This window comes from Aeromonas sp. Prich7-2 (genome assembly GCF_017939255.1).
In the GTDB taxonomy this organism is placed as follows: domain Bacteria; phylum Pseudomonadota; class Gammaproteobacteria; order Enterobacterales; family Aeromonadaceae; genus Aeromonas; species Aeromonas caviae.
Window position 1 is genome coordinate 1 of sequence record NZ_JAGKRI010000116.1, and the last position, 13,187, is coordinate 13,187.

Below are 13,187 nucleotides of genomic sequence, written 5' to 3' on the forward strand. Positions count from 1 at the left end.
TATAACCTGGCCAGAAGGAGGCAATATCAATATGATGCACGGCGACAGCAGGGTGATGGTGGTGGTGTGTTTGGAGACAGCCAGTTTACCAGCACCCTGTCTGTCAACTTCCACTTCCCCAAGATCCCGCGAAGAACCTTTTTTTTATGGCGCCGGCAGCCTGAGCCCTGGCCGTGGCGGCGCTTCCAGATCCCTGCGCCGCTTTTTTTTGTGTTAATTCGCGCTTAAGGGTCGAGCCGCCGCCGCTTTCCCGTTAAAATTCCGCCTTTGCATCTGCCCGTGAGTTCTGATGTCAGCCTTCACCCTCTCTTCGGATTGCCATGCCCTGCTCTGCGAGCTGCAATTGCAGCGCGCCGCCAGCACTCGTTACCTGCAAGACACCCTCTATGCCCCGGGCGCACCCGGGCGTGCGCTGCTCGACACCCTTGATCAGTTGCAGCAGTGGGGGCTTGTCCGTCAACGAACGGAGCAGCAGTGGAGTCTGACGGCAGAGGGAACCCTGACCCTGATCCTGGCGGTGCGTGCGGGGGAGTGCCCCATGCCGCAGTGGTCCCGCATCCCCTCGGTCACGGGCCTGGAGCGGGCACAGGAGGTGGTGCGCGAGCTCTGCCTGGGGGAGGCGGGGCAGATCCCGGCCTATTACCAGAGCGCGGAGCTCCTGAGCCTGCTGGATCTGCCCGACGCCCGCCGCCTGCTGCCTGGCTCCAGCCCCGCCTGGCAAACCCTGCTGCTCGAACACTTCGCCCTGCAGACCCTGCTGGATGCCGAGCCGGAGGCGAGCTGGCCGCTGGCGTCCCTGGTCACCCCTTGCGCCCCTGCACTGGCGGCGCGGGTCAAGGTGCTGGCCACCGAGTGGGAGTGGCTCTGCGGACCGCTGACCGGCGAGGTAACCACTCACTGGCCTGCACTGCAACAACTGGCGCAGCAGGGGGATGAGCAGCCCCTGGCCGAGCGGCTGCTGGGGGCGCTTGGCCAGTGGCAGGGGCAAGAGGCGTCGCCTTGGCCCCGGATGTTCAGCGCCCTGCTCTGGCTCGGCTGGTTGCAACAGGCAGATCCGGTGCAGGGGGGCGAGCAGCGCAAGAAGTGGCAGCGCAGTCTGGGCCATCACTCCCCCCTGCTGGCCGATCTGCTGGGGCAGTGGGCCGGAGATCGCCACGGCCAGGCGGTCGGCCTGTTCGATACCCTGCAACTGCCGCTGGAGGAGCTCCACTGGGGTTACCTCTGGCTCGATCTCTGCGCCCTGGCGCGCCACGGCGAGCAGAGCCCCCAGGTGACCATCTTGCACAAGTGGGACCTCTCCCACGTGCTGGACGCCGAGCCCCGGCATCGCCTGATGGCCTTCTGCCAGGATCTGCTGCGACTCCTGCTTGGCCGGGAAGCCGCCCATTGGCCCCTGCGCGCGTTGCGTCCTGCTCAAGGGGAGGAAGAGGATGCCACCGAGGAGGAAGGCAAGGCCCCCGCCTCGGCAAGCTGGCTCAACTGGCTGCAGGGGTTGGGACGCTCGAGCGGGGTGCGCAAGCCCCAGGAGCGGCTGGTCTGGCTGCTCCACGCGGAGGGGCCTGAGCTTGAGTGCAAGATCCAGAAGCAGAGCACCAAGGGGGAGTGGACCGCCGGGCGAAGGGTCGATCCGGCCCTGCTTTCCACCCAGTACGCCAGCCTGCTGGACGAAGCGGACTGGGCACTGGTGCGCACCCTGCCGCGCAACATGGGCAAGCTGCCCCGGGATGCCTGGGTGCCCCTGGCAAACCATCCTCGCCTCTTCAATGCCAAGGGGCAGAAGCTGCAACTGGCCGTCAGCGCCCCCCTGTTGCAACTGGTTCAGAGCGGGGAGGGCATGAGCGCCAGACTACATCCTGCTCCCGCCGCCCGCGGTGCGCACATCGTCCCCCTGGCTCAGGATTTGTGGCAGCTTATTCTGACACCGCAGGCGCTGCTGGACAGATTACCGGCCCTGGAGGCCATTCCGGCATTGCCGCCGGCCGGGCTCGAGGAGCTGCAACGCACGCTGGATGCGATCCCCGATCTCCCCTGGCACAGCCAGGTGGCGGGGCTCAGAGGCAATGCCGAGCTGGCCCCCTGGCCCGGCGTTCCTTCCGTCCTGCTCGACTGGCAGGAGGGGCAGCTCGTGGTCCAGCTGGTGACCCGGGAGGGGGACCTGCCGCCCTTGCCTCTGGGCAAGGGGGAGGCCATCGTGCGCCAGGGTATCCGGGAGTATCACTACTGGCAGCGGGATCTGGCTGCCGAGAAGGACGATGCCCAGCGCCTTCGCAACCAGTTGCCCATCGGCCTGCCCGGCAACGAGTGGAAGCTGGACGGGGAGCAGGCGCTTACCCTGGTCAACGCCCTGCCCGAGCTGGTGGACGCTGGTGTGGTGGTGCACTGGCACCAGGACAGCGCCCGCCTCAAGAGCCTTGATGAGGCAGCCCTGAGCCTGCGCATCGAGCGGCGCCAGGACTGGTTCCAGGTGGAGGGCGCGCTCTCGCTGGACGAGCACCAGATCCTCGATCTTCGCCTCATCCTGCGCCAGCTGACTCCGGGCCAGCGCACGGTGCAGCTCGACGAGAAGACCAGTCTGATGCTGAGCGACAAGCTGGTGGAACGCCTCACCGTGCTCGGGGCCATGCTGGACAACGAGCAGCGCATCAACAACAAGCTGGCCTATCCGCTGGCCCGCCTGCTCTCCGTCATCACCACCGAGGGGGATGCCGCCTGGCAGAATCTCCAGCAGGAGTGGCAGCAGGAGGTGAGCTGTCCCCCCGAGCTGCTGACGGCGCTGCGGGACTATCAGAAGGAGGGGGTACGCTGGATGGCGACCCTGGCCCATCACGGCTTTGGCGCCTGTCTGGCCGATGACATGGGTCTGGGCAAGACCTTGCAGGCCCTCATCGTGCTGCGTATGCGCCAGCACCTGGGCCCGGCGCTGGTGGTGGTGCCCAAGTCAGTGGTCACCAACTGGCAGGAGGAGGTGGCCCGCTTTGCCCCCGAGCTCGAGGTGGTGGTGTTCGACCATCCCGCCGAGCGGGAGCCCCTGATCCAGGGGGCCAGGGCCGGACAGATCGTCCTGGTCAACTACGGCATGCTCGGCAGTCTCTCCCAGGCGCTCAAGTCCCGCCGCTGGTCGAGCATGGTGCTGGATGAGGCACAGCAGATCAAGAATGCCGGTACCCAGCGCGCCAAGCTGCTGTTCCAGCTCGACGGGGATTTTCGCCTCGCCCTCTCCGGCACCCCCATCGAGAACCATCTGGGGGAGCTGTGGAGCCTGTTCAGCTTCATCAACCCCGGCCTGCTCGGGAGCCTCGGGGAGTTCAAGCGCCGCTTTGGCAAGGCGGTCAAGGATCCCCAGCACATGGCGATGCTGCGGGCGGTGATCAGCCCCTTCATCCTGCGCCGCCTCAAGCAACAGGTGCTGACGGAGCTGCCGGACAAGACCGAGATCATCCATCACATCAGCCTCTCCCCCGAGGAGCGTCAGCTCTACGAGGCGACCCGGCGCGAGGTGGTGCAGCAGGTGCAAAGTGCCGATGGCCGTGCCCTGATGCATGTGCTGAGCGGCCTGACCCGGCTGCGCCGACTCTGCTGCTCCCCCCAGCTGGTGATGCCGGAGTGGTCCCAGACCAGCAGCAAGCTGGACGAGGCGATGGCGCTGCTGGACGAAGCCATCGATGGTGGCCACCGGGTGCTGGTGTTCAGCCAGTTTGTCGATCTGCTGAGCCTGCTGCGCAGCCGTATCGAACAGCGGCAGTGGGACTACTGCTATCTGGATGGGGGCTGCTCGGCCAAGTCCCGTCAGGAGTCCATCCTGCGTTTTCGCCACGAAGCGGTGCCACTCTTCCTCATCAGCCTCAAGGCGGGGGGGACGGGCCTCAACCTGACCCAGGCCGACACCGTGCTGCACCTCGATCCCTGGTGGAACCCGGCGGTGGAGGATCAGGCGAGCGATCGGGCGCACCGCATGGGCCAGACCCAGCCGGTGACCGTCTATCGCCTGGTGTGCGAGCAGACGGTGGAGGAGAAGATAGTGGCGCTGCACGACGAGAAGCGGGCACTGGCCGACGGCCTCCTGAGCGGCCAGTCCGAGGTGAAGGGGCTGGATGTGGAGAGCCTGCGGGCACTGCTGATGAGCTGACGGCGATGGGCTGTCGCCCGATGTGACAAGGGGAGCATCCGTGATGCTCCCCTTGTCGTTTGTGGCGGTGCCGAGCCTGCGCTACCCCTGATAGAGGTAGAGGTGCAGCCGCTCTATGATGGGGTCACCGCCAATCTTGCGATCCCGGCGTGCCTGGCGCAGCTTGGGTGGGTAGTGGCCCAGATGGGTGACGGCCGGCTGGGTATCGGAGCAGAGCAGCAGGGGAAGGCTCGCCTTGATCTGCTGCTTGCGGGGCTCCCGGTCCTGCCAGAGCAGGTTGATCATGGGGTGGGTCTTGACCGGCCTGCGGATCCGCAGGGCGGCATCCGCTGGCAGGCGGCGAATGTCGTATACCTCCTGATCCACCATCTTGCTCCACTCTTCGTTGTCAAAGAGCGCCGGTACATATCGGCGGCTGCGCTCCAGCATCTCCAGTACCTGCTCCCGGCTGAGGCGGCTGATGCTCTGCTTGTCGGCCCAGGTGAAGCCCAGCGAATGGAGATCCCCCTGAAGCCAGGTCAGCTTGCGATAGACCTGCAGGGTGATGACGCCGGGCAGGGCGCCGTGCACCAGCTCGAACTTCTCGTCCCGCCCGCCCGCCGCCTGCACCATGGCCTTGAAGGCGAGCTTGTGCGCGTTGATCTCCTCGGTGACGGGGGCCAGCTCCCTGGCGCAGGCGGCAGGAAAGCGTAGCCAGCCGGGCAGACGGTGGGTCGCCTTGGTGGAGCAGCCGGGGCGGGCGCTGTGGTCCTGAAAGGCGGCGAGGGTGGCGGCCAGGGCCGCCTCGCCCGAGAGATAGCCCACCTCGATGGCCTCGATGGGCTCATGCTCTTCCCCCTGGGCCACGGCCGGGAGGGGATAGACATGAGCCTCCAGCAGGTCGAGCTGGCCCAGTTGCCGGGCAAGGCGTGCCAGCGACGCCTCCAGCAGGGCCATCTGTTGACGCAGGGCGGCGGTGGGGGTAAAGGTGTCCATCGGCAGATCCTGTGTGTGTGCCGCTCCCCTGTTCAGCATGGTATCGGGACAACGTGGGGAGGCAGCATGATAAACCACTGTATAAATAACCATACCAGCATGATGGCAGGGTGCCAAGTGTCCGGTGCCACCCTGACGATGGGGGTGACATGGGGGCATCCGGTTCAGGTTGCCTGTTCGTATCTTTTTGTTAAATAACGATCTTGTTGCGATCTATTTGTTAACAAAGCCTGGTGGCCGAGAGTTTGCACCCTGCTGACTCGTCGTCGTGCCGTGCATAGCTAGCGTGGGAAAGTGCATAGTTAGAAGTGGGTGGCGCAGGAGAAAATGCTGCCAGGCTGCCAGGGGGAAAGTTTCAGCATTATTTCATTTTAAAATCATATGGTTATGTTTATTGCTCTGGCGATATCAACCATTACTTTTACTAATGTCATGTATCAAAATTCGTCAATTGAGGCACCTCCCCGCCCTGACTAAGCTTTGCGCATCAAATCCGAGCCTTGCGCAGAACGAGAGAGAGGAGCCATATCATGGCCAACATGACTTATACCGAAGCCGGTTACCAGCATTCCAGCGAATCGAATCTGGTTGCTCGCGTCAAGATGACCGTCCTGACCTGGCTGGAACGCAGCCGCAGCCGTCGCCAGCTCTCCGAGCTGCCCGCCTACCTGCTCAAGGACATCGGTCTGAACGAAGCCGACCGCTATCAAGAGACCACCAAGCCGTTCTGGCGTGGTTGATCAGCCGGGCATGGATGCCTTGTTTTTCTGCTGATCCCAGGGGCATGCTGCCCACCCGTCTGCCAAAGGCATGCTGTCTTCACCTGCCGATACCCGTTCACCGCTTTCCCTCTCCCGTATTTCCCCCCGCTTGATCCTGTTGCATGAGTTGTCACTCATTCTCGCCACTTTTGTATCCTTACTGTTTGAATTTGTTTAAAAACTGATTTTAAGCCCGGTTGCCTTGCGTATAATCCGGCCATGGCATTCCAGACTAAAGGGTGAGACGGATGATTCCCCAGCATGACTTTTTGGCCCTGACGCGCCGCCATGAGTGGCAGCTCGAGCCTTTCGCCTTCAATCTGACCGACGGTACCCGGGTGAGCGTGTGGGATACCGGCGTGATCTGCCTGGAACCCGCTTCCGAGGCGGGGCAACCCGGGCACAAGGACATCGTCCTCTCCTGCGGCATCCACGGCAACGAGACAGCCCCCATCGAGATCTGCAACCAGTTGCTGACCCGGTTGCTCGCAGAGGAGCTCAAGGTTCGTCACCGGGTGCTCTTCCTCTTTGGCAACCCCGCCGCCATGAACCAGGGGGTGAGGGAGGTGGAAGAGAACATGAACCGCCTCTTCTCGGGCGCCCACAGCAAGGGGGAGGGGCTGTGCAACCGGGAGCGCATCCGCGCCATGCGTCTGGAGCAGTATGTGAGCCGCTTCTTTGCCGACTCGGCCAGGCCCCGTTACCACTACGATCTCCATACCGCCATTCGCGGCTCGCGCCACGAGAAGTTTGCCGTCTATCCCTTTCCCCACGAACGCCCCCACTGCAAGGAGCAGGTACGTTTCCTCGGTGCCTGCGGCGTGCGCACCATACTGCTCTCGAGCGGCCCGACCACCACCTTCAGCTATTACAGCTCGCACCAGCACGGCGCCCATGCCTTTACGGTGGAGCTGGGCAAGGTGCGGCCCTTCGGTGAAAACGACATGACCCGCTTCATTGAGGTGCGCCAGACATTGCAGGAGCTGGTGACCCGGGATGAGGTGGCCCTCGAGCCCTGGCGAGCCGATGACTTCACCCTTTTTGCCATAGATCGGGTGATCAACAAGCAGTCGGAGCAGTTCCGCTTCCTGTTTGCCAGCGATGTGGACAACTTCACCGAATTTCCCCAGGGTTTTGTGCTGGCAGAAGATGGGGATCGGCAATACAGGGTAGAGAAACCGCGGGAGGCGGTGGTCTTCCCCAACGCCAACGTGGCCATCGGACAGCGCACCATGCTGCTGGTGGTACCCACCCGTCTGTGGGAGTGAATTGACGCCTTTTTGTCATGCTGACCCTGCGCCACGGGCGGTGGCAAGCAGCATGGCGGTGATGGGTATGATCCCGAACTCGATATGACAGGGAGCCTGAACAGGCTCCCTTCTTTGTTTCTGCTCGCCGAAAATTCCGATTACCTTCGAAAATAAAAGAAGTTTCTACTGGTCTTACCTGGATGAATCTCGTTGCCCTTTGGTTAACATGTTGTTTACATTTTAAATGTCACCTCATGGTGGTGACGCTGACAACGGCAAGGAGCCAGTTATGACCCATGTCGACATCCCCTTCCTTCGTTACCTCGATGAGGAGGGGCGCCCGGTCGCGACACTGCCGACTTGGCTGGACAAGGCGATGCTGCACACCTTCTACCGCAACATGGTGATGGTGCGCAGTTACGACAAGAAAGCGATAGCACTGCAGCGAACCGGCAAACTCGGCACCTTTCCCTCCCATCTCGGGGCGGAAGCGGTGGGGATCGGGGTCGGGCTCGCCATGCAGCCAGAGGATGTCTATGTGCCCTACTACCGGGACATGCCCACTCTCTACGTGAGGGGCGTGCCCATGGAGCAGAACCTGCAGTATTGGGGCGGCGATGAACGGGGCAGTGTCTTCTACAAGGCCGATGGCGAGTTGTCGGAAGACTTGCCCATCTGCGTTCCCATCGCCACCCAGATCACCCATGCTGCCGGCATCGCGGCTGCCTTCAAGCTGCGCAACCAGCCCAGAGTCGCCGTGGTGACCATCGGCGATGGCGGCACCTCCAAGGGAGACTTTCTCGAGGGGCTCAACTGTGCCGGTGTCTGGCATCTCCCCATGGTGATGATCATCAACAACAACCAGTGGGCCATCTCGGTGCCGCGCAAGTTGCAGTCGAGCGCGCCCACCCTGGCCCAGAAGGGCATAGGGGCCGGGGTGCGCAGCCTTCAGGTGGACGGCAATGACGTGGTGGCGGTCTATGAGGCGACCCGCGCCGCCGTCGAGCGGGCTCGCAGCGGCAAGGGGCCGACGCTCATCGAAGCCGTCAGCTACCGGCTCGGGGATCACACCACCGCCGATGATGCGACTCGCTATCGTGACGGCGCCGAGGTGGAAGCGGCCTGGGCCAGGGAACCGGTCAAGCGGCTGCGCCAGTTCATGTTTGAACGGGGCTGGTGGGACGAGCAGCAGGAACAGGCGCTGCTGGCAGAGGCGGGCCGGGAAGTGGAACGCGCCGTTGCCGCCTATGAGGCCATCACGCCCCAGGCGCCGGAGACCCTGCTCGATTACCAGTTTGCCGAGCTGCCGAAGGCCTATCTTGCCCAGCGCCAGCGCATCATCGCCAAGGGCATGCAGCAGAGCGGGGAGGGACTATGAGCGATATCACGCTGCTCGAAGCGATCAATCTGGCGTTGCACCACGAGATGGCACGCGATCCTGGTGTGGTGGTACTGGGGGAGGATGTGGGGGTCAACGGCGGTGTGTTTCGCGCCACCGTGGGGCTTCGCGATAAATTCGGGTTCAAGCGGGTCATCGATACGCCGCTGGCCGAAGGGCTCATCGCCGGGGTGGCGGTGGGCATGGCGACCCAGGGGCTCAAACCCGTGGCCGAATTCCAGTTCCAGGGCTTCATCTTCCCGGGCATGGAGCAGATCATCTGCCAGGCGGCACGGATGCGAAACCGGACCCGTGGCCGCGTCACCTGTCCCATCGTCTACCGCTCCCCCTACGGCGCCGGCATCCATTCGCCCGAGCACCACAGCGAGAGTGTCGAGGCCCTGTTTGCCCATATCCCCGGGCTGCGGGTCGTGATCCCTTCGAGCCCGAAGCGGGCTTACGGCCTGCTGCTGTCGGCCATTCGGGATCCGGATCCCGTGATGTTCTTCGAGCCGGATCGCATCTATCGCTCCATGAAGTCGGATGTGGTGGATGACGGCGTCGGCCTGCCGCTGGATGTCTGCTTCACCCTGCGTCCCGGCCGGGACATCACTGTGGTGGCCTGGGGTGCTTGCATCCAGGAAGTCATGCGTGCGGCGCACCTGCTGGCGGAGCAGGACATCCAGTGCGAGGTGCTGGATCTTGCCACCATCAAACCCCTGGACATGGAGAGCATCCTGACCTCGGTACGCAAGACCGGGAGGCTGCTGGTAGTACACGAAGCCTGTGGCAGTTTCGGGGTGGGGGCCGAAATCGTGTCCCAGGTGACCGAAGAGGCGATGACTGCCCTCAAGGCGCCGCCAAGACGCCTCACCGGCGTGGATGCCGCCGTCCCCTACTATCGCAACGAGGAGTATTACCTCATCACCGAGCAGGAGATCGCGCAGGCAGCTCGGCAACTGATGGAGAACCAGTGGCTATGACGCGCGACAGGTACGGATGCGCAAGTGCCTGGGCCACAGGGCTCCATGGTGTCTGTCAATGTTTGGTGATGTCCCAGCAGAGGGAGAGCAGGTCATGAAATTTTTCAAATTGCCGGATCTGGGCGAAGGACTGGCCGAGGCCGAGATCGTCGAGTGGAAGGTGAGCGCCGGTGATACGGTGCAGGTAGATCAGGTACTGCTGTCGGTGGAGACAGCCAAGGCGCTGGTGGATGTGCCCTCACCGGTGGCCGGGGTCATCGCCAGATTGTGCGGGCAGGAGGGGGACATCCTCCACATCGGGGCACCGCTGGTGGAGTTTGAAGGGGGCGAGGATGACGGCACCGTCGTTGGCAAGGTCAGCGCCCATCAGCAGCATATCGAGGATCATTTCGTGGTGGGGGCCATGGCGCCCGGCGGCACGCTGGTGCAAGCCATGCCAGCGGTACGTCTGCTGGCGCAAAAACTGGGGCTGGATATCGACAAGGTCAAGGGAACCGGCAGCGCTGGCATGGTGACCGAGCAGGATGTGCAACAGGCGTTCGAGGCCCAGCAGGAGAGCGGCAACGAATTCCTGAAAGGCTCGCGCCGGGCCATGGCCAAGGCGATGGAGCTCTCGCACCGGACTGTGGTGCCGGTGAGCATCACCGACGAAGTGGACTTGCGCCACTGGCGCCCGGATGAAGATGTGACGGTGCGCCTCATCAAGGCGATCGGCGTGGCGTGTCGGGCCGAACCCTCCATGAACGCGTGGTTTGACGGAGAGACCCTGTCGCGGCGCCTGTTCAGGGAGGTCAATGTGGCCATCGCGGTCGACTCCAAGCATGGGCTCTATGTGCCCGTGATGGAGAACGTGGCAGAGCGGGACCCGGCTGACATACGGCAGGGGCTGGATCGGATGATCGCCGATGTGAAGGCTCGTGCCGTGCCGCGGGAAATGCTGCAGGGGGCAACCATCACCCTCACCAACTTTGGCGCCATCGCTGGCCGTTACGCCAGCCCCATCGTCACACCACCCCAGGTGGCCATCATAGGAGCAGGCAAGTTGTTCGAGAAGGTGGTGTTCATCCACGGCGAGGCGCGCCCGGTGCGTGCACTTCCCCTGTCGATGACGTTTGACCACAGAGCCTGCACCGGTGGAGAGGCGGCTCGCTTCCTCAAAGCCCTGGTCCAGGCACTGGAGTCGGCACAAGTCTAAACCGCCGTACCCCGCCGCTGGCGGGGTACAAATTTGTTTGCGTAATCGACAAAGGCACGTATAATCTCAACCAGCTTGAAAGGGCGATAGTTATGTCAATGAATATGATGTTTTACATCTTTTCCTGTTGTTCATAAGTAATCCCGTTTTTTGAGCTTTACCCGCTGAAAAGCATAAGTAATTATTTTGAATACAGGTTTAAAGATATGTCTAACATGATCACCGGTACCGTTAAGTTTTTCAACGAAACCAAAGGTTTTGGCTTCATCCAGCAAGAAAACGGCCCGGACGTTTTCGTTCACTTCAGCGCCATCCAAGGTAACGGCTTCCGTACCCTGGCTGAAGGTCAGCGCGTACAGTTCTCTGTGACCCAAGGTCAAAAAGGCCCGCAGGCTGAGAACGTAACTGCTCTGTAATTCTTGCAGAATTTAAGAAAGCCGTGGTACCTCTGGTGCCACGGCTTTTTGTTTTCATGGCTTCTCAATACGCGTCATGACCCTGCTCTCCTCCCTCTTGCTGACCGTGGCGTTGACCGGTCAGGCCAGCACGCCAACGCCGGATCCTGCGGTGAATGATGCCGTGTCCGTGTGTCAACAGTTTGTACATGTTCGCCTGGGAAACGCGGTGAAACCCGATGAGATCAGGGTACAGCCGGTGCCAAAACGGGCGGGAGAGTGGCTGGTCGATGGCAAGATAAAAGGACCCGAAGGTCCTTTGCTGTTTGCTTGTCTGCTGCGACAAGGAGAGCGCTGGGAGTTGCTCAACTTCTCGCTCTGGGCACCACAACCGCTCAATTCGGCTTGAGTGCGACCAGCAGGTGTTGGAGATGCTCCAGCATGGTCATGCCGAAAGGGGTCAGATAGCCGCCATCTACCGCGGTGATCAGGCCCTGGCTGTGCAGGCGCGCTGCCGCCTGGCAAAGCGCTTCCGACATGTCGCTGCGCAGCTTGATCCCCAGGCTCATGTTGGCCGGATCAAAACACGCCAGTATTTTCAGCTCATTCACAAAATCGTCAGAAACCTGGTTGATCCCACTCATGGATGCACTCCTTACGCTAAAGATGTATGGAACCTAGCATCCCCGGTGCCTCTTTAGTGGGCGCTGGCTCAAACAATTGGCCTTTATCGGGGCCGCTCTGGTTCAAACGCTGCTTTTTTGGACGCTATCTATCACCGGCCCGGCTGGACGCAAACGCCCCCAGCAAGGCAAACATGCTAGAATGGCACCCTCGTTCACCCTCATGACCAGGCGTGATGCCAGGTCATCTTGTTCAAGGCGCGTCTCATGATCACTGTTACTCTGGTCTCTCTGCTGCACTCTCTGGGTCCCCGTTTTCCTGTTTATGCTCCCTCCTTGCTGCTCCCTCTCCTGGCGCAACATCAAGGAGATCTCTGGCTGCCGGCCATTCGTGGGGAAGACGTGACAACCCTGCGCCAGCATGGCAAGGATGCCCAGAGTCTGGCTACCTTGTCGGCAGGCTGGTGTGAATTCGCGACCCAGAGCAAAGAGACGCCGGAGCTCGATGCGCTGGCAAGCTACGATGAGGAGATGCTGGACAACCTGCAGATGTACTGGCGCCACCCGAGCAAGATAAACAGCCCGATCACCGATAACCTGTTCGAGCTGCGCCGCGAGGTGGTGGACGAGGCCCATGGCGGCAAGCTGGTTGCTGCCTGGAGTACCGCCCAGCAAGCACGGCTTGAGCAGATCATGGTGGGGGTCGCTGCGGGGCGGGATCAGCTCTGCTTTGTGGAAGTGGAGTCCGCCTATTGGCTGAGGGAGCGACTGGGTGAGACCGCGGGACTCCGGCTGTTGACCCCCGAGCTGGGGTGAGGCGATGGAAAGACAGATGACCCATTACTCCTGCTGGACAAGGGGTCGGCAAGATGTGAACATGTCGCCCTTTATTGAACGAGAGACTTGACCGATGAGCTATGAACTTAGCGACACCGAGCGCAATGCCGCGCTGCAACTGAACGCCGATTACCGCTTTGATCACTTCATCAGCAAGCTGGTCGAGCACGAAGAGCTGTTTGTCCTGACCGACGAACACGGCGTCATGATGCTGACGACCGAAGAGGAAGACTGCATCCCGGTATGGCCGCATCCCGACTACGCCAAGGCCTGGGCCGAAGGGGAGTGGGCCGAGTGCAAGCCGCAGTCCATCACCCTCAAGGTGTGGCTGGATCGCTGGGTGGACGGCATGGAGCAGGATGATCTCTGCGTGGCCGTGTTCCCGACGCCGGATCAGGAAGGCATTGTGCTGGACCCGGCCGACGTCGCCGACGCCATTGCGCAAAAGCAGGCCAAACGCAGCTGAATGCCCTCTGCCTGGTGCCATCCCGGTTGTAACAAAGACCCCGCCAATGTGCGGGGTCTAATGAGATGGTCACCCCCACCCTGTGAGCGGTACGCTGACAGGGTGTTTTTCTTTCAGGAGAGGCCATCATGGAAAACGTTGCGCTTATTGGTATTGATCTCGGTAAACACTCTTTTCACATTCACTGTCAAGACCGGT

General features: G+C 62.1%; 13 protein-coding genes. 11 read left to right on the forward strand and 2 right to left on the reverse strand.

The window, feature by feature from the left end:
* Both J9892_RS15860 and J9892_RS15865 read left to right on the forward strand, forming a co-directional pair.
* On the forward strand, positions 1 to 228 hold a 228-nt coding region (locus J9892_RS15860), incomplete at its 5' end, for a hypothetical protein (RefSeq protein ID WP_210538581.1).
* Between the two features lie 61 nt (positions 229 to 289).
* A complete protein-coding gene (locus tag J9892_RS15865; protein ID WP_210538582.1) occupies positions 290 to 4,126 on the forward strand; it encodes a DEAD/DEAH box helicase in 3,837 nt (1,278 codons plus the stop codon).
* 81 nt (positions 4,127 to 4,207) lie between these two features.
* Here the strand turns inward: J9892_RS15865 and J9892_RS15870 are convergent, their stop codons facing one another.
* On the reverse strand, positions 4,208 to 5,101 hold the full coding sequence (locus tag J9892_RS15870) for a DNA replication terminus site-binding protein (protein WP_210538583.1): 894 nt from the start codon (positions 5,099 to 5,101) through the stop codon (positions 4,208 to 4,210).
* A gap of 530 nt (positions 5,102 to 5,631) precedes the next feature.
* On the opposite strand from J9892_RS15870, the gene J9892_RS15875 reads away from it, so the two are divergent.
* From J9892_RS15875 to J9892_RS15905, 7 genes are all read left to right on the forward strand, one after another.
* Positions 5,632 to 5,841: a DUF1127 domain-containing protein gene (locus tag J9892_RS15875; RefSeq protein ID WP_010675316.1), complete on the forward strand. Its 210-nt coding sequence runs from the start codon at positions 5,632 to 5,634 to the stop codon at positions 5,839 to 5,841.
* 269 nt (positions 5,842 to 6,110) lie between these two features.
* Entirely contained in the window at positions 6,111 to 7,130 is a 1,020-nt protein-coding gene (astE, locus tag J9892_RS15880) for a succinylglutamate desuccinylase (RefSeq protein WP_010675315.1), read from the forward strand.
* Between the two features lie 271 nt (positions 7,131 to 7,401).
* Positions 7,402 to 8,490, forward strand: coding sequence for a pyruvate dehydrogenase (acetyl-transferring) E1 component subunit alpha (gene pdhA / locus J9892_RS15885; protein ID WP_041214862.1), 1,089 nt, complete (start codon positions 7,402 to 7,404; stop codon positions 8,488 to 8,490).
* Complete coding sequence (locus J9892_RS15890; protein ID WP_210538584.1) at positions 8,487 to 9,473, forward strand: alpha-ketoacid dehydrogenase subunit beta; 987 nt, start codon at positions 8,487 to 8,489, stop codon at positions 9,471 to 9,473. Before pdhA ends, J9892_RS15890 begins: the two co-directional genes overlap by 4 nt.
* Before the next feature lie 94 nt (positions 9,474 to 9,567).
* Positions 9,568 to 10,668: a dihydrolipoamide acetyltransferase family protein gene (locus J9892_RS15895; protein ID WP_010675312.1), complete on the forward strand. Its 1,101-nt coding sequence runs from the start codon at positions 9,568 to 9,570 to the stop codon at positions 10,666 to 10,668.
* 206 nt (positions 10,669 to 10,874) lie between these two features.
* Entirely contained in the window at positions 10,875 to 11,084 is a 210-nt protein-coding gene (locus J9892_RS15900; RefSeq protein WP_005302803.1) for a cold-shock protein, read from the forward strand.
* 76 nt (positions 11,085 to 11,160) lie between these two features.
* On the forward strand, positions 11,161 to 11,472 hold the full coding sequence (locus tag J9892_RS15905) for a hypothetical protein (protein WP_111736037.1): 312 nt from the start codon (positions 11,161 to 11,163) through the stop codon (positions 11,470 to 11,472).
* Here J9892_RS15905 and J9892_RS15910 read toward each other — a convergent pair.
* The gene (locus tag J9892_RS15910; RefSeq protein WP_039040223.1) at positions 11,459 to 11,707 is read right to left on the reverse strand and encodes a TIGR02647 family protein; all 249 of its coding nucleotides are present in this window, start codon (positions 11,705 to 11,707) and stop codon (positions 11,459 to 11,461) included. The genes J9892_RS15905 and J9892_RS15910 overlap by 14 nt on opposite strands.
* A gap of 246 nt (positions 11,708 to 11,953) precedes the next feature.
* Between J9892_RS15910 and J9892_RS15915 the strand changes: the two genes are divergently transcribed.
* Positions 11,954 to 12,502 (forward strand): hypothetical protein, encoded by a 549-nt coding sequence (locus J9892_RS15915; RefSeq protein WP_161470519.1) that lies wholly within the window; start codon positions 11,954 to 11,956, stop codon positions 12,500 to 12,502.
* Positions 12,503 to 12,596: 94 nt separating this feature from the next.
* Entirely contained in the window at positions 12,597 to 12,989 is a 393-nt protein-coding gene (locus J9892_RS15920; protein WP_039040225.1) for a DUF2750 domain-containing protein, read from the forward strand.
* Positions 12,990 to 13,187 lie beyond the last annotated feature (198 nt).

What these genes read in the sequence shown, in the direction of transcription:
- J9892_RS15865 (WP_210538582.1), top strand. Translation starts at nt 290, where the DNA reads ATGTCAGCCTTCACCCTCTCTTCGGATTGCCATGCCCTGCTCTGCGAG.
- J9892_RS15870 (WP_210538583.1), bottom strand. Translation starts at nt 5,101, where the DNA reads ATGGACACCTTTACCCCCACCGCCGCCCTGCGTCAACAGATGGCCCTG.
- J9892_RS15875 (WP_010675316.1), top strand. Translation starts at nt 5,632, where the DNA reads ATGGCCAACATGACTTATACCGAAGCCGGTTACCAGCATTCCAGCGAA.
- astE (WP_010675315.1), top strand. Translation starts at nt 6,111, where the DNA reads ATGATTCCCCAGCATGACTTTTTGGCCCTGACGCGCCGCCATGAGTGG.
- pdhA (WP_041214862.1), top strand. Translation starts at nt 7,402, where the DNA reads ATGACCCATGTCGACATCCCCTTCCTTCGTTACCTCGATGAGGAGGGG.
- J9892_RS15890 (WP_210538584.1), top strand. Translation starts at nt 8,487, where the DNA reads ATGAGCGATATCACGCTGCTCGAAGCGATCAATCTGGCGTTGCACCAC.
- J9892_RS15895 (WP_010675312.1), top strand. Translation starts at nt 9,568, where the DNA reads ATGAAATTTTTCAAATTGCCGGATCTGGGCGAAGGACTGGCCGAGGCC.
- J9892_RS15900 (WP_005302803.1), top strand. Translation starts at nt 10,875, where the DNA reads ATGTCTAACATGATCACCGGTACCGTTAAGTTTTTCAACGAAACCAAA.
- J9892_RS15905 (WP_111736037.1), top strand. Translation starts at nt 11,161, where the DNA reads ATGACCCTGCTCTCCTCCCTCTTGCTGACCGTGGCGTTGACCGGTCAG.
- J9892_RS15910 (WP_039040223.1), bottom strand. Translation starts at nt 11,707, where the DNA reads ATGAGTGGGATCAACCAGGTTTCTGACGATTTTGTGAATGAGCTGAAA.
- J9892_RS15915 (WP_161470519.1), top strand. Translation starts at nt 11,954, where the DNA reads ATGATCACTGTTACTCTGGTCTCTCTGCTGCACTCTCTGGGTCCCCGT.
- J9892_RS15920 (WP_039040225.1), top strand. Translation starts at nt 12,597, where the DNA reads ATGAGCTATGAACTTAGCGACACCGAGCGCAATGCCGCGCTGCAACTG.